This window comes from Vibrio sp. NC2 (assembly GCF_025195005.1).
In the GTDB taxonomy this organism is placed as follows: Bacteria; Pseudomonadota; Gammaproteobacteria; order Enterobacterales; family Vibrionaceae; genus Vibrio; species Vibrio splendidus.
This window is the reverse complement of record NZ_JANVFC010000007.1, coordinates 175,130-193,726: the sequence shown is the minus strand read 5'-3', so window position 1 is coordinate 193,726 and position 18,597 is coordinate 175,130. Positions and strand designations below refer to the sequence as shown.

At 42.1% G+C, this 18,597-nt stretch carries 18 protein-coding genes and 1 pseudogene; 11 read left to right on the top strand and 8 right to left on the bottom strand.

The features are described from left to right. Nucleotides 1–458: 458 nt before the first annotated feature. The 4 genes from NX845_RS12095 to NX845_RS12080 are packed head-to-tail and all read left to right on the top strand — an operon-like array spanning nt 459 to nt 3,350. A complete protein-coding gene (locus NX845_RS12095) occupies nt 459–1,664 on the top strand; it encodes a DUF1611 domain-containing protein (protein ID WP_065681693.1) in 1,206 nt (401 codons plus the stop codon). Next, complete coding sequence (locus tag NX845_RS12090; RefSeq protein WP_017061827.1) at nt 1,661–2,797, top strand: alanine/ornithine racemase family PLP-dependent enzyme; 1,137 nt, start codon at nt 1,661–1,663, stop codon at nt 2,795–2,797. Before NX845_RS12095 ends, NX845_RS12090 begins: the two co-directional genes overlap by 4 nt. Next, the gene (gene gspS2 / locus NX845_RS12085) at nt 2,754–3,119 is read left to right on the top strand and encodes a type II secretion system pilot lipoprotein GspS-beta (RefSeq protein ID WP_016792304.1); all 366 of its coding nucleotides are present in this window, start codon (nt 2,754–2,756) and stop codon (nt 3,117–3,119) included. The genes NX845_RS12090 and gspS2 overlap by 44 nt, the downstream gene beginning before the upstream one ends. Beyond that, entirely contained in the window at nt 3,120–3,350 is a 231-nt protein-coding gene (locus NX845_RS12080; protein ID WP_016792303.1) for a hypothetical protein, read from the top strand. A gap of 164 nt (nt 3,351–3,514) precedes the next feature. On the opposite strand, the gene NX845_RS12075 is transcribed toward NX845_RS12080, so the two are convergent. Both NX845_RS12075 and NX845_RS12070 read right to left on the bottom strand, forming a co-directional pair. Beyond that, on the bottom strand, nt 3,515–4,111 hold the full coding sequence (locus NX845_RS12075) for a tyrosine-type recombinase/integrase (protein ID WP_016792302.1): 597 nt from the start codon (nt 4,109–4,111) through the stop codon (nt 3,515–3,517). A 633-nt stretch (nt 4,112–4,744) separates the two neighbouring features. Beyond that, the gene (locus NX845_RS12070) at nt 4,745–5,602 is read right to left on the bottom strand and encodes a LysR family transcriptional regulator (protein WP_017092319.1); all 858 of its coding nucleotides are present in this window, start codon (nt 5,600–5,602) and stop codon (nt 4,745–4,747) included. An 86-nt stretch (nt 5,603–5,688) separates the two neighbouring features. On the opposite strand from NX845_RS12070, the gene NX845_RS12065 reads away from it, so the two are divergent. Together NX845_RS12065 and NX845_RS12060 are read left to right on the top strand one after the other, a co-directional pair. Continuing rightward, nucleotides 5,689–5,928: a DUF2798 domain-containing protein gene (locus NX845_RS12065; protein ID WP_065681692.1), complete on the top strand. Its 240-nt coding sequence runs from the start codon at nt 5,689–5,691 to the stop codon at nt 5,926–5,928. Beyond that, nucleotides 5,921–6,208, top strand: coding sequence for a putative quinol monooxygenase (locus NX845_RS12060; RefSeq protein WP_017092321.1), 288 nt, complete (start codon nt 5,921–5,923; stop codon nt 6,206–6,208). Before NX845_RS12065 ends, NX845_RS12060 begins: the two co-directional genes overlap by 8 nt. Nucleotides 6,209–6,386: 178 nt before the next feature. Here NX845_RS12060 and NX845_RS12055 read toward each other — a convergent pair whose 3' ends face one another. After that, entirely contained in the window at nt 6,387–7,604 is a 1,218-nt protein-coding gene (locus tag NX845_RS12055; RefSeq protein ID WP_017091817.1) for an ROK family transcriptional regulator, read from the bottom strand. A 223-nt stretch (nt 7,605–7,827) separates the two neighbouring features. Between NX845_RS12055 and NX845_RS12050 the strand changes: the two genes are divergently transcribed. The 5 genes from NX845_RS12050 (at nt 7,828) to NX845_RS12030 (ending at nt 13,626) form a co-directional block, all read left to right on the top strand. After that, a complete protein-coding gene (locus tag NX845_RS12050; RefSeq protein ID WP_004732627.1) occupies nt 7,828–9,351 on the top strand; it encodes a glycoside hydrolase family 32 protein in 1,524 nt (507 codons plus the stop codon). Between the two features lie 226 nt (nt 9,352–9,577). Further along, nucleotides 9,578–10,630, top strand: coding sequence for a class II fructose-bisphosphate aldolase (fba, locus tag NX845_RS12045; RefSeq protein ID WP_004732628.1), 1,053 nt, complete (start codon nt 9,578–9,580; stop codon nt 10,628–10,630). Nucleotides 10,631–10,648: 18 nt separating this feature from the next. Then, on the top strand, nt 10,649–11,503 hold the full coding sequence (locus NX845_RS12040) for a PfkB family carbohydrate kinase (RefSeq protein WP_017091816.1): 855 nt from the start codon (nt 10,649–10,651) through the stop codon (nt 11,501–11,503). Continuing rightward, complete coding sequence (locus NX845_RS12035; protein WP_065681691.1) at nt 11,482–12,138, top strand: hypothetical protein; 657 nt, start codon at nt 11,482–11,484, stop codon at nt 12,136–12,138. Before NX845_RS12040 ends, NX845_RS12035 begins: the two co-directional genes overlap by 22 nt. A gap of 42 nt (nt 12,139–12,180) precedes the next feature. Beyond that, nucleotides 12,181–13,626, top strand: coding sequence for a sugar porter family MFS transporter (locus NX845_RS12030; RefSeq protein WP_065681690.1), 1,446 nt, complete (start codon nt 12,181–12,183; stop codon nt 13,624–13,626). A 209-nt stretch (nt 13,627–13,835) separates the two neighbouring features. Here NX845_RS12030 and NX845_RS12025 read toward each other — a convergent pair. From NX845_RS12025 to NX845_RS12005, 5 genes and pseudogenes are all read right to left on the bottom strand, one after another. Then, nucleotides 13,836–14,500, bottom strand: a pseudogene (locus NX845_RS12025) (IS3 family transposase); the annotation flags it as partial. A 115-nt stretch (nt 14,501–14,615) separates the two neighbouring features. After that, on the bottom strand, nt 14,616–15,659 hold the full coding sequence (locus NX845_RS12020) for a GMP reductase (protein ID WP_004731658.1): 1,044 nt from the start codon (nt 15,657–15,659) through the stop codon (nt 14,616–14,618). Nucleotides 15,660–16,525: 866 nt separating this feature from the next. After that, nucleotides 16,526–16,963, bottom strand: a complete 438-nt coding sequence (locus NX845_RS12015) for a PAS domain-containing protein (RefSeq protein WP_004731659.1) — start codon at nt 16,961–16,963, stop codon at nt 16,526–16,528. Between the two features lies 1 nt (nt 16,964). Further along, nucleotides 16,965–17,969, bottom strand: coding sequence for a response regulator (locus tag NX845_RS12010; RefSeq protein ID WP_004731662.1), 1,005 nt, complete (start codon nt 17,967–17,969; stop codon nt 16,965–16,967). Between the two features lie 326 nt (nt 17,970–18,295). Continuing rightward, nucleotides 18,296–18,541: a hypothetical protein gene (locus tag NX845_RS12005; protein ID WP_004731665.1), complete on the bottom strand. Its 246-nt coding sequence runs from the start codon at nt 18,539–18,541 to the stop codon at nt 18,296–18,298. Nucleotides 18,542–18,597: the final 56 nt, after the last annotated feature.

The window sequence follows — 18,597 nt, the reverse complement described above, 5'->3', positions numbered from 1 at the left end:
TACCATCAGAGGCTTTTTGCGTTGAATTTAAAACTGAACGTGATGAAGAAGCGAAACGAGCACTGTTTCCTTCGAATGATGAGACGTAGAAGAGACTTGAGGTTTAACTGTCCGAAATTACAGGGCACCTCAAACACATTTCTGGACAAAAACGCGTTAAACTCAAAACTCTAATTCACTTAACTGATATTAGAAAAAGTATCTTGAAACCTTAAAGCTGAGAGGTTGCTACGGCGACGTTGAACAATGAGTCTTAGATCTCTAATCAGTCACGTTAGTATGGGTGAAGCCTGAAAATGATAGACTTAGAAAGCGTATGAATAATAACCAACAAAAGTCTGGTGAGTGTGTTACCTTGGTTGTTATCCCTACCGCTTAGTGGGGACTTCTTTTCTTTTCCGAACTCGCATCTCGGCACTCCTTAGTTGCCCTCCTAAGCCTCACCGCAGGCTTTAATTATGTCCATTTCAACTCAAAAGTTAAGAAACATCTTCAAACTCACTAGAATTGAAAATGTAGAAATCAACAACGACGTACCCCATTTCGCACCTTGGTTACCACTTGCTCAAAAAGTAAATCCTGTCATCCCTTCTGCGATTATATATTGCGAAGGTAATTTTGGTAAAGTTGATGGTAAAACCGCTAACGGGTTAGTGAGGCATTCGTTAAGCTATCGTATTCTATCGGTTATTGATAGTGAGTCTGCTGGCTTAGATGCTGGTGAAGTTCTTGATAACAAAGCCAATGGAATACCTATCCTTGCTAATGCTGAAGAAGCTATCATTCACGCAGAAAGCATTCCCGATTACTTCATTTTTGGCATTGCGCCATCAAGTGGTTTTTTATCTGACTTAGATAAAAGCATCATTTTAAATGCCATGTCACTAGGAATGAACATCGTAAATGGCTTACATGAATTCCTAACCGATGATCCTCTATTTTTAGAAGCCAGCTTAAAGAATAACGTTCGAATATTCGATACTCGCAAACCCAAAAATAAAGGCGATCTGAAAACGTTTAGCGGGAAAATACACAACGTTAAATGTCCGAGAATTGCTGTAATGGGGACGGATTGCGCGCTAGGAAAACGAACAACAGCAACAATATTGGCGAATGAACTGACTAAAAAAGGCCTTAACGTCGTTCTGATTGCCACTGGTCAAACAGGCATTATGCAGGGCGCACAATACTGCGTTGCACTCGATGCTGTTCCTTCACAATTTTGTGCCGGTGAGTTGGAATCTGTCATTGTACAGGCCTATGAAAAAGAAAATCCGGATCTGATTATTATTGAAGGGCAAGGAGCCTTGAGTCACCCTGCGTTTTCAACCAGCGCTTTTATCTTACGTGGCAGTTGTCCAACGGGTGTGATACTGCAACATGCCCCTAAACGTTTATATCGTAGTGATTTTCCTGATTGCCCAATGCCTTCGATTGCCTCAGAAATCAATCTTATCGAAACGTTTTCTAATACCAATGTTATTGGACTAACACTGAATCATGAAGATATGTCGTTGGATGAAACACGTTGTGCGATAGACACTTACACTACCGAATTTGGTTTACCGGTTACTGATGTCTTGTCACAGCCTGTTGAACATCTACTGCACATCGTAACGTCAGCCTTTCCTATAATAGCAAGTAAACTGGCCGAAAAAGGGTGAACTACCCTAGGTTAGACATCGATTGTGGGAAAGTTCATCATAACGCTCAGTTCCTGATTTCTCAGCTCTCACTGAAAAATATATCCGTTACGCCTGTAACAAAAGCCTTCCTCGGCCACCCTATCATCGCACAAGTTCTTATTGATGCTGGCGCAACAATGTTAGCCGATTCAAGAATCGAAAATCTTCAAAAGATGACTGAATCTGGCATTGCTATCCCTAAAATGCTGATACGTACACCCATGCTCAGTCAAGTGGCGAGCGTAATAAAATACAGTGATATGAGTTTAAACTCTGAAGTTGAAGTGATTCAGAGGCTTTCACATGCAGCAGAACAACAAAATTGCTGTCACGGTATCATTATTATGGTTGAGCTTGGCGATCTCAGAGAAGGTGTGATGCCAAATCGCGTGATTGATTTTATCCGAGAGATTATTTCTTTACCAAACATCACGATAAAAGGAATTGGTACGAATTTAGCCTGTCGGTATGGTGTCGCTCCAGATGATCAAAATATGAGTATTCTTTCTGAGCTTGCCGATGGAATTGAAGCTACATTTGGGGTCAGTCTAGAAATTATTTCAGGGGGTAATTCTGCTTCAGTTAACTGGGCTCTTCAGAGAACAGGCTTAACTCGAGTCAATAACCTTCGTATAGGAGAAGCAATTTTTTTAGGCTGTGAGCCTTTAGAGCACGAAAATATCAAAGGCTTACATACGGATGCGGTTTCTTTGACCGCTGAAGTGATTGAATCCAAGACTAAACCGACTTTGCCTTGGGGGAGTCGGGGGTTAAATGCTTTTGGTGAAAAAGAAAACCTTCAAGATAGAGGGGAGGTCTCACAAGCTATTCTAGCATTAGGCCGCCAAGATGTTTGTGTCAGCGGGCTTAAGGCTCCGAATGGGATTAAGATCATGTCTTCAACCAGTGATCATCTTGTCCTTGAATCCTCACAGAAACCACTATTTGTAGGGGAAAAAGTCACATTCAGTTTAGATTACAGTGCGCTCTTATCTTCTATGTCTTCACGTTATATCCATAAATATTTTAAGCCACCTAAATGGAGAAGAAAGGAAGAAGGAGCGCATAATGCTACGAACAACTGTAATTCTCTTCGTCAGTGTCATGCTTAACGGTTGTCAGATAAGCCCAATAAAATCTAATGGACTTGCCGATTATAGAGCGACAGTTATTTCAAGCCAACTTCCACAAGAGTTAGGCTCAATCACACTCGTAAATGCACAGTCAGAAGGCGATAGTGTCACTCTTGTTTTCGTAAAAAAGAAAACTTTGAATATGGACCGCTTAGTAGAAAAAGTCGCCGTTAGTTTTTGTGACAGCATCGAAATAAGACCACTATTAGAGAGTGGGATATCTTATCGAATCATTACCTTAGGAAAAAATGAGAAAGTAGAAAGCCTTAACGTCATTTCTCTAGCTAAGTGCTCTAATTGAATGCTTAGCAGTCGAATGGATAAAAGCCAATACGAGTTGTTCAATGTACTCAATGACACTATTTTATTGAGGTTTGACCGCCTTACGCCTTGGGAAAAAAACTTTATCACAGAGTTACACCATAAGGTCGTAACTAGACAACTCATTTCAATTAAACAAAAACAGCTTGCTTTAAAAATTTCAATGAAAGCCTATAAATCAAAGAAGAAAATCGCGCGTTCCAACGTTTAATTTAAGCTTGTGTATACCTAATCTGTTCAAGGTCCTCTAAACCTTGGACAGATTAGTAGTATTTGCACTTAACGTATTGAAAATAATCAAGTGTAGCGGTGAATGGGTAACAACTTTCAGCGTAATAGCAATTGAAACACCTAAGTATTTAGGTTCCTTTTCGATTAACACTCAGTACCTTCTGAAAGCAACAATGCATCTTCTAATTCAACCCCAAGATAGCGGATTGTATTATCTACCTTGGTATGACCAAGTAGTAGCTGCACCGCTCGGATATTTTTCGTTTTTGCGTAGACTAACGTCGCTTTTGTTCGCCTCATCGAGTGAGTGCCATACAAGTTAGGATCCAACCCCAGATTAGAAGCCCATCTCCTCACTAAGTATCGATAGTACGAATAGCTAATCGGTTGTTGCTTTCGCCTTTGGCTTGGGAAAATAAAATTGCTGTCATGTAGCGAAGCCATCAAAATCCATTTCATTAGACTCTGTTGAGTTCTTGTCGTTATCTCAAATTGAACTTCAATATCTGTTTTGCGCTGGATATGCTTAACGCGGTTAAATATCCTATCTTGCGAAGATACATCGCAAACTCTGAGAACGAGCAAATCACTTGCTCTAAGTTTGCTATCAATAGCTAAGTTGAGCAACGCAAGCTGCATCAAATTATTTTCAATTTCTAATCTGGTTCTGATCCGCCAAATTTCCTCAAGCCGAAAAGGCTTTTTGACGCCACTTCGTTTCGTTTTGTTGAAAACTACCATGATGACCTCCTTTTTAATTTGGTCATCACGATTGTAATTGGAAGGAAATGGACAAAAGTTTGTTAGCTACATTACTAAATTAGAATGTAACGGATTAATTGGAGTATGGAAAAGTTGTCCAACAGCAGCGCCTTGCTAACTGCTGTGCGCATCAAGTCTATCGATGGTAAATGCAATGCTTTCTCCTACCACTCTTGGATCACTAGTCTCGATAGGTGCTGATAGATGTGCAATACCCACATCAACTATTACCTCAGGATCTATGCTTGTCACGATGCCCGATAGCGCCAGCCCCAATGATGTTTTAGCTCTTTCTTGGCTTCGGGGTTACCTGAAAATATTGACTCCCATTCTTCGTCTTCATAGTGGAGGCCGACTGATAAACGGATATCAATATTTTCTCCAGCTTAATATCTATCGCCCCCAAATTCGTCTATTGCAACAACCTTGACACCATCTACTTCGATTAAAGATGGTAAGTAAATTATCCATGAACTTGATATTAAGTTTTGTAGGGAAAACAGTATGATGCGGTCTATAAAGACAAATAACCTTGGCTCGGTCGGTTTATTATCACCTCACCAACAATCGTTGATATATGGAGAAATTACCTTCCCGTAGCAGCCAACCCAATCACGTCAAATCAACCATGCGCCCTTGTAAAGCAGGAGTGTTTTGAACACAGCTCTCGATACATGTGATCAGATCTTGGGACAGTGACGAAGGCTTTGGTTTATTCGCCCACAAGGCATACATAGGCCGAGTAAAAAGTATCTCAGAGTCGTATTGAACGTGCCCGGACATCTCACTATACAAATCGGCGATCTCTGTCATAGGCAATAGGCCTACACCCATGCCTGACGCGACCAGTTTACGTACCAAGGTAATGTCGTTGACCCGAGAAACCTTAGAGTATTGCCGCTCGATACTTAGCAAGTCTTGCCCTGAAATTTGCGTCTTAGAGTACGGCATAATGAGTCGCTCTCGGCTTTTGCAGTCTCGTCTTGAGACAAGGCATACGGCAATGCTGGCTAACTTTTTCTGGTAAAAAGACGAGTCTCTTTGCTCTCCACTACGTATGGCTAAATCAAAAGAAGTTTGGCTAAGCAGCACATTTGTGTTGGCAGGCTCAATAACGACATCCACATGACTTTTTTCTAGCAGAAAGGCTTCAAGCGCTGGGTATAGTTGGCCAATGATTAAGTTTTGCGGGCAATGTAAGACGAAGGAAACCGCTTCACTTTTCGAGCTTTCAGTCACGGCCTGATGAAGATTTAGGGTGGTCTCGCCAAGCTGCTCAAATAACCCTTTGCCAAAGCTAGTGAGTTTGACTCCCCTAGAGGAGCGAATAAATAGTGACTCACCTAATCTCTCTTCTAACAATAAGATGCGTTTGGACAAGGTAGGCGCGGTAGTTGTTAAGTCTCGTGCCGCTTTTGAATAACTGCCTCGACGGGCTACTTCAACAAATAATAAAAAATCATCCAGCATAAGGTTTTCCGCAATCTTAGTGTTCTAAAGCTCGTATGGCCGACGATACGATATATCCATACAGTATACAGACAGGAGGAAGCGCTATGACAAAATTTTTTTTCACTGCTCTGTTCTCATGCGCGATGTCAAGTATGGTGTCCGCGTGGGTCACTTACATCAATCTCGGTTTACCAGAAGATTTCATCAACCGATGGGGCTTTGCCTTTATTAATGCTTGGCCTGCTTCGTTTGCAGCGGCCTACTTGTTGAATAAACCAATCATGGTATTGACCCAAAAATTGATGCGTCAATTTACACCCCAAAAGGAGAAAAACAATGCTTAGTGTTGTGGCTTTTATTACCCCAAAAAGTGAATTTTATGCAGAGTGCAAACAAAAAGCTGAAGGCATTTTAACTGCTACTCGAGAAGAAGCGGGTTGCTTGCGTTTTGAGCTATATGAAAACCAAGCGAAAGATCAGCTGATCTTGGTTGAAAACTGGGTGGACCAAGCTGCCCTAGAAGAACACTATGCCCAGCCATATATCACACCGATATTTGAGTTTTATAAAACCGCATTAGCTCAAGAGCCAGAAATACACAAAATGACCAATGTAGAGGGTTAATTTCTCAGATATATCTGAGTAAGTCACTAGGGAGGGAGGCCTCACCTCCCTATCATTTAAAAGTTGCTCTAGCTTCAGCTATAACTCACTTTTGGACAAAAGTGAGTTAGCGCTATTGCTAATTTAGTAACTAATGAATTATGTAACGTATGGCAAAGTCTTAATATATAACTGCATATTAACAGCTCTTAGACGCCTTTATTCCTAAGTGTGCCAAAGGCAGAAGTAGCTCATTTGACATCACGTTGTGATAGTTACCTTTATGAACCAAATCTTCATCACTCTCATCAAGAACCAGTTCGATATTGCTTGCTAGATCCGGAAGTAATAAACGAAATGTGTATTCCTTTACACGACTTAAGAAATCAGCCCCTAATTGCGTCATTTCATCACCAATCACCACTAAATCAGGGTTTAATTGGTTAATGTTATTCACTAAGCCATATGCCAAGCACTTAGCTAAGTAATCAACTGCGTTTATCGCAGTAGATTCTCTGTCATGAAATGCATTAACTACCATTTCAAAGTCCGCGGATACTAATGACGCCTCTTGCTTGTAGCGTTCCACTAAAGCCGTCGTCGAGGTATACAGCTCAAGGCAACCTAGATTGCCACACTTACATTGCGGCCCTTGAAAATTGATCGATGTGTGGCCAATCTCCCCGGCAGTACCTAAACTGCCGTGATAAACCTGCCCTTCAATCACTAAGCCCGAACCTACACCCTGCCCAAGAGAGACATACAGTAAAACGCTTGCTTCATAAGTGCTTTGTAGCTGGCGCCAAACCGCGAGTGCTGCCAGTTTTGCATCATGGCCAGCATAAATTGGATAGTCTGGAAATTGTTTTCGCATGTGGGAAATGAAATCAATATCTTGCCAATTTTTAGCGTCAGTCATCAGCATTATTTTATTATCTTGCTCTAAGAATGGACCAGGCATCGCCACTGCAACCCCCAAAATATCACATTCCTGCTCTTTTAAAACATCACTCACTTGCTTAGTCAAATACTCGATCAGCTCTTCTGGGCTATTATCAGTATTAATGGGTTTGACTACGTTGGTTAGCGAAACACCATTGAGATCGTAGGTATCAATTGAGAAGTTAGTACGCTGTATTCGAACGGACACAATTCGTAGATGTTGGGTATTGAACCCCAGATAGATAGAGCTTCGACCACGTGCCGCTTTTCGCACACCCGTTTCAACAATAAGCCCTTGTTCTATTAAAGGTTTTATCGCTCTCGTCACCGTCGCTTGGTCAAGTCCAACCAATTGGCTGATCTCTTTTCTGGAGCAACTACCACTATTGTGAAGTGCATTGAGAATGACGCGCTTATTATGATTTTGTACATCATCTAACGAAACGCCCAGTCCGCTTCTCATAGGCTTATTCATAGTTCTCCCGACCAATTTGATCTGCAATAACGTTCCAATGGATCTACACAATATATAGAAAAAGTTAAGATTCAATAAAATCATATAGTTAGAAATTGAGCCTACTTTACTTATGTGAGCGCAATCTCAAGTTCATCATACTATATTTGTTAGCTGCAATTAAATGAAATATATTTGATTGCAGGTTGCAATTAAATATATTTCGATAACATTGGAGGTCCTTGTGGTATTCGATAAGAAGAAGCATCAGGCAATTATTGATCAAGTTGAAGAATACATCGCTGAGCATAAAGATACGGTTAAGCAGCACCATTGGCGTGAGCATTACCATTACCAAGCACCGGTAGGCTGGATTAATGACCCGCATGGATTGATTCAATATCAGGGTAAATATCACCTTTTCTATCAACACCATCCTTTCACTGGCAAGTGGGGAACCATGCACTGGGGACACGCAGTCAGCGAAGATCTCATTCACTGGGAAACACTGCCAGAAGCTTTAGCACCAAGTGAAGAATATGACGGCTGGGATGGCGGAGGTATTTTTACTGGTAGTGCTGTGAACAATGATGGTGTGATGACACTTTTCTACACTGGGTGTGCTCAAGCTCGCCAAGTTCAATGCATGGCAACATCGACTGATGGCATTAACTTTGACAAGTACGACGGTAATCCAATCTTATCTGATCCGCCAGAGGGAATTAACCTGCATGACTTCCGCGATCCAAAGGTTTGGAAACACGATGGGTCATGGTACATGGTGACGGGTGTTACAGATGGCGTGAGCGATCTAATTAACCCATCAAACTACGAGACCAACGGTTTCGGTAAAGTATGTCTACACCGCTCGGAAAACTTAACCGATTGGGAATTCGTAGGGTACTGTGTAGAGAGTATGGGTGAATTAGGCACAATGCTTGAGTGTCCAAATATTTTCAAATTGGGTGACAAGCACGTACTCATGTATTCACCTATGGGTATGCAGCAACGTCAGGTGGTCTACCTTGTTGGTGACCTTGATTACCAAACAGGCAAATTCCATTGGTCAACAATGGGCTCATTAGATTGGGGCTTTGACTACTATGCACCACAAGTATTCGATGATGAAAATGGGCGTACTCTAATCCAAGCATGGATTGGTTCATGGCCGTTCATGCCATGGTGTGATGGAACTTACGACACCAGTGAACTTGGTTGGTATGGGAGCATCTCTCTGGCTCGTGAAGTATCTTTATGTCATGACGGAAAACTGAAATTCACACCAGTACAAGAAGTTGAAAAATTGCGTCATTCACCAAAAAGGCATACTGAACTCAAGTTAAACGATGGTGAAAAATTCGCATTTGAAGCAGGTGATAATGTTCACTGTGAAATCATTGCTGACATCGATCTAGCCGCAAGCGACTGTGATAGCATTGTATTTGAAATTCGCAGTAAAGGTGAGCAGAAAACACTGATTGAGTTGGATTTAAAGAAAGGCGAACTGGCCTTTGATCGTACTCAATCGGGCAGTCGTTCAGCCTTACGTAGAACATGCCCACTAGAGTGTGCGAGTAAAGATCGAGCAAACATCCGTATCTTTATGGACAGTATTTCTGTGGAAGTCTTTACCGATGGAGGTCGTACTGTGATGACCAATAACATCTTCTCTGATGAAGACAGTGCAGGTCTCTATGTATACGCTAAGAACGGCAATGCTAGAATTGAGACACTAAAAACATTCGGTATGAAAAGTGTTGCCGAATAACTGATTCAGCTTCCCCCTTCTTCTTTTTAGCCCAGCTTATTGCTGGGCTTTTTTGTTCCTCAAAAAGTATTCCATGAAAAAAAGTCCTTTTTATCCAACTCAAATAACGATCCTCAAAACAAAAACACGATCCTTTTCACATTCTACATTTCATTTAATTGCCAGCTGCAATTAAATGAAATAGATTTAATTGCAAGAAACAATTAAACCTCAATTGGAGAAGAAAATGGCTATCGTTACACTAAGACAACTACTGGATCACGCAGCAGAAAATGGTTATGCAGTTCCAGCTTTCAACATCAGCAACATGGAGCAAGGACTTGCCATTGTTCGCGCTGCAGCAAAATGTAATTCAGGTGTCATCCTACAGGCGAGTATCAATGCTCGTAAAAGCTACGCAGGTGATGTGATGCTTTACAAGATGGTTTGTGCACTTGCTGAAATGTTCCCGAAAACACCAATCGTTCTTCATCAAGATCATGGCAATAGCGAAGAAACATGTCTGTCAGCAATTCGCCACGGCTTTACATCGGTCATGATGGATGGCTCATTGGAGCGTGATGCATCAACACCAAGCAGCTACGACTACAATGTAGATATTACTTCTCGTATCGCTCAATCAGCGCACTGGGTTGGTGCTTCAGTTGAAGGTGAGTTAGGTTGTATTGGCTCTTTAGAAACCGGTGAAGCTGAAGCTGAAGATGGCGTTGGTGCTGTTGGTATCCTTGAAAAGAGCCAGCTGCTAACAGACCCAGATCAAGCCGTTGATTTTGTTAAAAGAACAAAGGTTGACGCATTAGCGATCGCTTGTGGCACAAGCCATGGTGCTTACAAGTTCACTCGCAAACCTGATGGCGATATCTTAGCGATGAACGTAATCGAAGAAATTCACTCGAAGCTCCCAACGACTCACCTAGTTATGCATGGTGCTTCATCGGTTCCTCAATACCTTCAAGATATGATCAATGAGAATGGCGGTGAAATGCCTCAAACATATGGTGTGCCAATCGAAGAAATTGAGCGCGGTATCAAACATGGTGTTCGCAAGGTAAATATCGATACTGATTGCCGTATGGCGATGTCTGGTCGCTTCCGAGAATTAGCGATGAAAAATCCGCAAGAGTTTGATCCTCGTAAGTTCCTATTAGCAGGAATGGATGAACTAACGACACTTTGTTTAAACCGATTTGAACGATTTGGTTGTGCTGGTCACGGTGACAAGATTACACCAATTTCTATGGATGATATGGCTGCACGCTACGCCAGCGGTGAGCTGTAATTCAAAGGAGTTCTACGTATGGGAAATTGTGTATTTATAGGCAGAAGCACGATTGATTTGATGAGCTTTGTTGAAGTGATGCCTGATCCTGATCAAAAGGTGAATGCGATTGCTGATTTTATTGGTGGTGGTGGGTCTGCACTCAATGCTGCCATTGCATGCAACTCATTAGGCTCTGATGTACACCTTTGGACATGTTTAGGTAAAGAGCACCTCTATAAATCGATAGTGACAGCAGAGCTTAATGAACACGAAATTTCGGTTGTGGATTTAAGTTTAGACGATGAATACCAGCTACCACTATCGAACATTATCTCTGCAAAGCAAACTGCATCTAGGCTCATCGTTAACGCCAGTCAGCCTGATTGCGAAAAGGTGATGAGTTTAGACCCTAAGTGGCTAGATAATGCAAAGCTCGTATTACTTGATCAATATGAGCATCCGTTTGTTAGCGCAAACGTGCAAGCTTTGGCTGAGTTTACTGGGGATATTGTGTTAGACGCTGGTACTTGGAAATCGCACAGCGAACAGTTTTTATCTCTCTGTACTATTCCTATTGTTTCAGAGGAATTCACCAATGGTGACAAAGATAAAATGCAGGCACTTTGCGACCAATACGGGATCAAAAAGTGGGCAATGACGCTGGGCGACAAAGGTGTTTTTTATAGTGATGAGTCAGGTAGCGGGGTAATCCCTGCACCTAAAGTTGACGCTATCGATACGCTAGGTGCCGGGGATATTTTCCATGGAGCTTTTTGTCACTACTACTCAGAGAGTCAAGATTTCCGTGACTCTCTAAAGAAAGCCAGTCACATAGCGGCATTATCATGTACCGAATTAGGAACCAGATCATGGCTAAAACATATTCGCTAACGGGTGATGACATTGCAAGCGTTCCTCAACTGGTCGCCAACACCTACCAAGAGTCTGGGAAACAGATTCTTGTCATCGGTATCTCTGGTGCACCAGCGACGGGTAAATCAACGTTGTCTGAATCCCTACTATCTGGACTGTCACAGTTAGGGTTTAAAGCCCAACTGTGTCCAATGGACGGCTTTCACTACCCCAACTCGGTACTGAAAGAGAAAGGACTGACGTCAGTCAAAGGTAGCATCGAAACATTTGATGTAACCTCATTGGCACATTTGCTTTCCAAAGCGGTGAAGCCAAACACTGACGCATTCTTCTGGCCGAAATACTGTCGTGAGTTACACGATCCAATTGTTGAAGGTTTTTTAATTGAGCCAGACACTCAAATTATTTTACTCGAAGGCAATTACATCTACTCAACCGACGAAGACTGGCGACCAGTCAGTGATTTAATTGACTTGAAGATCTTTCTCACAGCAAGTGAAGAAGTACTCAGAGAGCGATTAATATCAAGACATCTGGCTGGTGGAAAGTCGAAACAAGAGGCGCTCGATAAAACCGAGCGCGTGGATCTAGTCAATGCGTTAAAAATAAAACAATACGAATCAAACGCAGACTACGTAATCCAGACGCACTAGAACAGCGTCCCATGTACCCTACAATTCTCATGGAGAGATCAAATGATTCTTAGTGAAAGTAATAAGAAAATGTTCTTTTTGACATTCATTTGCGCCGCGGCAACGATTGGTGGATTCCTATTTGGAATGGACACTATAGTTATTGGCGGTACGATTACACAAATCACACAACAGTTCGAGTTATCGTCCTTACAACAGGGCTGGTATGTATCTTCAGCGCTCGTTGGCTGCCTATTTGGTAGTATAATTGCTGGCCCTATTGCGGACTATGCTGGGCGTAAAAAACCTCTGATGCTAGGTGCTTTATTAGCTATCGTATCGGTGCTTGGTTGTATGTACGCAGACTCATTCAACTTACTGATCTGGGCTCGTATCATCGGTGGCTTTGGTATTGGTATCGCAACTGTAGTTTGCCCGATGTACATTGCAGAAGTTTCTCCAGCAAGACATAGAGGAAAACTAAGCAACCTATTTCAAGTTGCCATCGTTATCGGTTTAACGTGTTCGGTTGTTACCAACACACTCATTGTTAATTACAGCCAATCTGCCGTTGTCACAGGTCATTACCTTGATCACTTCTTTATTACTGAAAACTGGCGTGGCATGTTCTCTGTTGAGTTTCTGCCGGCAGTCATCTTCCTTGCTTTGGTCGTATTTTTTCCAGAGTCCCCTCGTTGGTTGATATCTAAATCGAGAGAGAGAGAAGCAGCTAACATTCTTAAAAAGCTCCTAACTAAAGGCGAAGCGGAAGAAGCTATCATTGAATGTCGACAGGTAATTCGCTCTGAAAAAGCAGGATCGTACAAACAATTAGTCAAAAATCCTGTAATGCGCTTTGGCTTGATGACGGGTGTACTACTGGCAATCTGGTCTGAATGGTCTGGTGTGACTGTTGTTATGTACTACGGTCCAGTCATGCTAGAAGAAATTATGGGAAGTCAGGGGTCAGCACTTGGCGGATTTGGTTGGATTTGTCTAGTAAGTGTCATCTTCACCTCACTTTCAATGGTATTCATTGATAAAGTAGGCCGCAGAAAAATGCTGATAACTTCTGCGCTTGGTTGTTTCGTTTGTCTTATCGGCCTAGCGATATTCTTCGACAGACCGGATACTCCACCGATGTTGATTGTTGGATTAATGGCGTTCTTTGTTGCCTTCACAGCACTAGGTTTAGGTCCTCTGAAGTTCACGATTTCAGCTGAGATTTTACCAACTTCAGTCCGTGGCCGTGCGGTCTCAATAACAACGGCAGCAATCTGGATTCAAGGTGTTATCTTGAACTCATTTACACCAGCTTTTAGAGAATCATTTGGAACATCGGCATTGTTCATCATGTTCGCGATTATCCTTCTTAGTCAGATTTGGTTTGCGGTAAAAATTCTTCCTGAAACGGCAAATCGTAGTTTAGAAAGCATCGAGAAAGAGTTGAAGCAACGCTTCGACATAAAAGAAGTTGAAGAAAAAGATCTTCAGCCAAAGCGAGTATAACGATCAATATATTACTGATATGAAAAGAGGCTCTACATGTAGAGCCTCTTTTTAATTGTTCTTCCGTAAGCAAAGGATATAAAAGTAAATTAAGAAAGTTAGTAACTATAAATGTAATGAAGCACTCTAGGCAGCTTCTTATAGATAACTATAGGTAATGCAAATACACATCAACAGGATATGTATGAGTTTTTACACTAACTGACAATGGTTCGATGATAAGCCCTTCGATTCTGCACTAATAATCGATTCATTCTCAGCAGAGAGAATAAGCGGTCTCGCCCGATTTCAATATCGTTCTGAGCAAGTAAATACTTGATCTTACGAGTCCCTATACGAGGGTGCATCATCCTTTGATCCTTCACAAAACCGAGTACTGATTCATCTTTCTTTGTCTGATGAATTTCTGCAACACAGCGCTTGTAGAAAGCTTGTCGTGTAATACCTATGAAGTGACAAGCTTTAGTGACGGTCAACTTTCTGACCGTTTTTTCCTTAATAACTCGGCCTTGCGCTTCTTTGAGATTCGGACACCGAAATCTCGATCCATGACTTTTACAACCGCTTCAAAGAACTCAGCTTTGAGCTGAGTCTCTTCTAATTGCTGCTCGAGTTCTTTGATTCGTTGCTCTGGGGTTTGAGTTGAGGAAGAGTTTGACATAGTCGCTCCTAACGCTCTCGATTGTTCTATTCCTTTAGACCAATCTAGTTGACCATGTTTGCGAAGCCAAACTAAAACGGTAGAGCGACCTTGGATCCCATAACGTTCTTGAGCTTGCTTATAAGTCATTTCGCCTTTTTCAACTTGGCTTACGACTGCCAATTTAAAAGCAAGAGAATAATCTCGTTGAGTACGTCTACTTGTTGTTTTCATGACACTCTCCAATTTCATGTTGGAAGTGTGTCAACCATATTTAGGACGGTACATCCCAAAAAAAGAGCCGCTAAAAAGCGGCCCTTGATTTTCAAACTATTCGAACTCGTTCAGATTACTCTTTACCGAATACGTTGTTCTCTTGCTCTTGTACACGGATGAAAGTCGTACGCTTAGTTAGCTCTTTAAGCTTTGCTGCGCCTACGTATGTACAAGTTGAACGTACACCACCAAGGATGTCAGAAATCGTGTAATGAACTGAACCACGGTATGGAAGTAAAACAGTTTTACCTTCGGCAGCACGGTACTTAGCAACACCACCTGAGTGCTTGTCCATAGCCGACTGTGAAGACATGCCGTAAAATTTCATGTATTGCTTACCGTCTTGCTCTACAACTTCACCGCCTGACTCAGAGTGACCTGCTAGCATGCCGCCTAGCATTACGAAGTCAGCACCGCCGCCGAACGCTTTAGATACGTCACCCGCACATGAACAGCCACCGTCACCGATGATCATGCCGCCAAGGCCGTGTGCCGCGTCGCCACACTCGATGATTGCAGAAAGTTGAGGGTAACCTACGCCTGTTTTAACACGTGTAGTACAAACAGAACCAGGGCCGATACCAACCTTAACGATGTCTGCGCCAGCTAGAATTAGCTCTTCAACCATGTCACCCGTTACAACGTTACCCGCAGAGATAACTTTAGTCGGGAATTCTGCACGTACTTTCTGTACGAACTCAACAAGGTGCTCTGAGTAACCGTTAGCGATATCGATACAGATGAATACAAACTCTTCGCTAAGAGCCATGATCTTCTTAACTTTCTCGAACTCAGCTTCAGATGTACCTGTTGATACAAATACGTTGTTCAGTGTTTTCTTGTCTGCTGTTTTAGCGAACTCAGCCCACTGCTCTACTGTGTAGTGCTTGTGTACTGCAGTCATAACACCGTGCTCTGCTAGAGCAGCTGCCATTTCAAAGCTTGCTACCGAATCCATGTTAGCTGCAATTACTGGAGTACCAGACCATTGACGACCGCTATGCTTGAATGTAAAATCGCGGGTTAATTCAACTTGAGAACGGCTTTTAAGGGTAGAACGCTTCGGACGGAAGAGTACATCTTTGAAACCTAACTTAAGTTCTTGTTCGATACGCATGGTGTTTTCCTTGATTCATAAAATTATGTGTCTCTCGCGAAATGCGTAGTAAAACCGTTGGCAGACGAGTTTACTTTTCTTCGGACACAAAAAAACCGGAGCGTTGGCAGACGCTCCGGTTTTCAGCATTATAGGTCGTGATTTAGTAACAGCAAGTCTGATATTTCACTTTTTTTTATGCTATCCTCTCAAAGATTCCATATCCGCTAAAACCCTCTCAGTTACACTTCCCAACTAAATTCTTATTAATTAATAACTTAGCGAACCATTCACGCAAACACTGTTGGTTTATTGCGCAACCGTTTTCGTCCCTTTTTTACGTAATGTCCCCCTCACAAAGCAAATATGTGAAGAAAGTGCCTCGAAATCACATAAAAACCACACTTTTCTCCAATAAAAAAGTGCCTTTTTTCTTAAATAAATTCGATTATTTTCCAATTTTTATCTGTTTTTGACCAAATTGGCTAATCTCGTGACGTTTCTGTTTTGCGGTCACTTGGAAAAGTAGAGTGAAAAGGACTCAATCTAGAGACCAATATTCACTTGGGTTTGAGAGTCGAGCCCTCGCACTCCATTAAATGAAGCTTTCAAGCTTGGACTTTATAAATCCAATTTCTACTCACCCATAGCATTACGGCTCCAAAAGCACGTTTCGTCGTCGCCCTTTCGTTCATGTAACCTAGAATACTCTGCAAAGCGCTCAAAAAAAGAGGATTGGTTGACGTGAAAAACTGGGGGAAAAGATAAGATTTGAAGAATAAAAGCAAAAAAATGGCTCAGGTAATTAACCTTAGCCATTTTTATTCGCTGATTAGACTGATGCTAATACACACATAGAAAAGTGCTGTTTAGTAAATAGAGCAGTGTTAGTTCTTTTGAGAGACTAACGCTTCTGCAGTCGCATCTTGAATAGACAAGAACAATGAACTGACTTGTCCTGTTGGTGAGCGCATCGGGTTTAGCGTCACGTTCTGATACATGAAATCAGCTTGTTGAGTTACAGGCCTAACGTTACGACACTTAAACAGATAAGGCCGTTGTTGCCATGTAATGAAGCTACGGCAGCCTAAATCGTAGACTGGCTTGGTTTTCAGCCTAAACCACTCTTCTGGGATCTCAGGGAACAGTTCAAAGATCGACTTACCGATCGCATCATGCGATTGCTTACCACTATGGTGCGTCATGAAACCATTCCAGACTTGTACCTGAAAATCACGGTTAATGACCACCAGCCCCATATCGACGTTTTGAACCATGTCCACCATCCAGTGGAACTGTTCAAATTCAGCAGGAAGATTCAGCATATTAAAACTCCTCCATTAGGTAGGCCAATTTGTTGTCTAGAAGAGGCAGAGACTCATCAACGAACATAAATAGAAGGTCACAACGGATTGAAGTGCCATCAATGTTGTAACTGACTTCAAAGGTCATGGTCTTCTTAAACGAGCCGCTGGTATTTTCAATGACAGAATCAATCGAGATATGTTGCCCAAGCAGCACAGGTGAGCTTTGGAAGAAACGAACTTCTGATTGCTCCCCTAACCCATTCAAGAATGAACCAACTAAGATGTTCGACACATCCATCAGCAACTCTAACTCTTCTAGCTGCTCGCTTTCAGTTGGTACCTTCATGAGCTTCTTAAGATCGCTCACACTAGAATCACTCAACAAGACTAATGCTTCGCCTGCAATGCCTTCTCCGCTAAAGCCTTGGCAAACACCCGACACTTGGTCGTTGTCGGCTAGGTCACGAAGTGCCATGTGCAATTCACTCACTTCGAAGATGTTGACGTTCGGCAGTGGTAAATGAACAAATACATTAAAGTGACGGGCCAATGCATCGGCTGCTCTGCCTATCGCCACGTTCGCGACTTCCATATAGATATCGCGTCTGCGAAGTATTGGCAGTTCTAAGGCGGTTGGAGTAATGATCTGAGGCTGTTTTGGCGGCTCGACATGCTCACGTAAAATAGCTTTTAGCGCTTCTTTATCGATTGGCTTTTGTAAAAACGCTTTGGCGCCGAGATCCAGAACCTTCTGTTGTGCTTTTGGTTGTATGTCACCCGAAACAACGACAACGGGCGTGGTATCACCCAAACGTTGCATCTCTTCCAAAGTGCCATAGCCGTCTAATTCCGGCATGGTGAGGTCGAGGAACATCAATTTAAATTGGTTTTGAGCTAACTCTTCAAGTGCATTAAGCCCATGAACAGCAAAAGTTATATCTGCATTTAGAGAACTAGGCAGTGATCGAGCCATCTGCTTCCTTGCTAACGCAGAATCATCACATATAAGAACTGGGAACGACATAAATGCACCACCGACAAATTAAAGCTAATTCGGTCGAGTGTAACAGAACATTATGGTATCAGGTACGGGGTGAATGGATTTATGTGTAGATTATTAGTAAGAATGATGAAACAAGCAGGTAAGCTATTATCCGGCATTATTCTTCATGAAAAACAATATGCTACAAAGGTAATAACCGTTCGTCATTATAGAGTAATAGCACTTTTGGTAGAGTAATAGAGCTAATTTATGAAATGGTAGCCTTAATAAGTGAGTTTATTAAGGCTAGGTTTGCTCATTCATTTATCGGCTTTATGTAGCCATAATAAGAGACGTAATGTGAATAACTAGAACTGATATGAAGGCCATAGGATCAGTAATGCGAAACGTATAACCACAGCAAACACCAATAAAGCGATACCCAAACGATACCATTTGTATTCCGCGATACTCATTGGGATACGCTTATAAAACATCGTAATCACGCCCTTCCAATCGCTACTGCGTCTTCCGTACTGCATCATGCTCGTCAAAACAAACAGTGCGCCAAGCACTAACATTCCTTTTTCAGCCCAGAACAATCCAACTTCCATTTGTGTATTCCTTGATAAAACGGTGAGCAACTCAAATCATTCTAGTCACCTTTACG

Excerpts from the sequence above, each read along its gene's own strand:
- gspS2 (WP_016792304.1), top strand. The coding sequence starts at position 2,754 with ATGCTACGAACAACTGTAATTCTCTTCGTCAGTGTCATGCTTAACGGT.
- NX845_RS12035 (WP_065681691.1), top strand. The coding sequence starts at position 11,482 with ATGGCTAAAACATATTCGCTAACGGGTGATGACATTGCAAGCGTTCCT.
- NX845_RS12070 (WP_017092319.1), bottom strand. The coding sequence starts at position 5,602 with ATGCTGGATGATTTTTTATTATTTGTTGAAGTAGCCCGTCGAGGCAGT.
- NX845_RS12080 (WP_016792303.1), top strand. The coding sequence starts at position 3,120 with ATGCTTAGCAGTCGAATGGATAAAAGCCAATACGAGTTGTTCAATGTA.
- NX845_RS12040 (WP_017091816.1), top strand. The coding sequence starts at position 10,649 with ATGGGAAATTGTGTATTTATAGGCAGAAGCACGATTGATTTGATGAGC.
- NX845_RS12005 (WP_004731665.1), bottom strand. The coding sequence starts at position 18,541 with ATGGAAGTTGGATTGTTCTGGGCTGAAAAAGGAATGTTAGTGCTTGGC.
- NX845_RS12030 (WP_065681690.1), top strand. The coding sequence starts at position 12,181 with ATGATTCTTAGTGAAAGTAATAAGAAAATGTTCTTTTTGACATTCATT.
- NX845_RS12020 (WP_004731658.1), bottom strand. The coding sequence starts at position 15,659 with ATGCGTATCGAACAAGAACTTAAGTTAGGTTTCAAAGATGTACTCTTC.
- NX845_RS12065 (WP_065681692.1), top strand. The coding sequence starts at position 5,689 with ATGACAAAATTTTTTTTCACTGCTCTGTTCTCATGCGCGATGTCAAGT.
- NX845_RS12055 (WP_017091817.1), bottom strand. The coding sequence starts at position 7,604 with ATGAATAAGCCTATGAGAAGCGGACTGGGCGTTTCGTTAGATGATGTA.
- NX845_RS12075 (WP_016792302.1), bottom strand. The coding sequence starts at position 4,111 with ATGGTAGTTTTCAACAAAACGAAACGAAGTGGCGTCAAAAAGCCTTTT.
- NX845_RS12095 (WP_065681693.1), top strand. The coding sequence starts at position 459 with ATGTCCATTTCAACTCAAAAGTTAAGAAACATCTTCAAACTCACTAGA.
- NX845_RS12060 (WP_017092321.1), top strand. The coding sequence starts at position 5,921 with ATGCTTAGTGTTGTGGCTTTTATTACCCCAAAAAGTGAATTTTATGCA.
- NX845_RS12015 (WP_004731659.1), bottom strand. The coding sequence starts at position 16,963 with ATGCTGAATCTTCCTGCTGAATTTGAACAGTTCCACTGGATGGTGGAC.
- NX845_RS12010 (WP_004731662.1), bottom strand. The coding sequence starts at position 17,969 with ATGTCGTTCCCAGTTCTTATATGTGATGATTCTGCGTTAGCAAGGAAG.
- fba (WP_004732628.1), top strand. The coding sequence starts at position 9,578 with ATGGCTATCGTTACACTAAGACAACTACTGGATCACGCAGCAGAAAAT.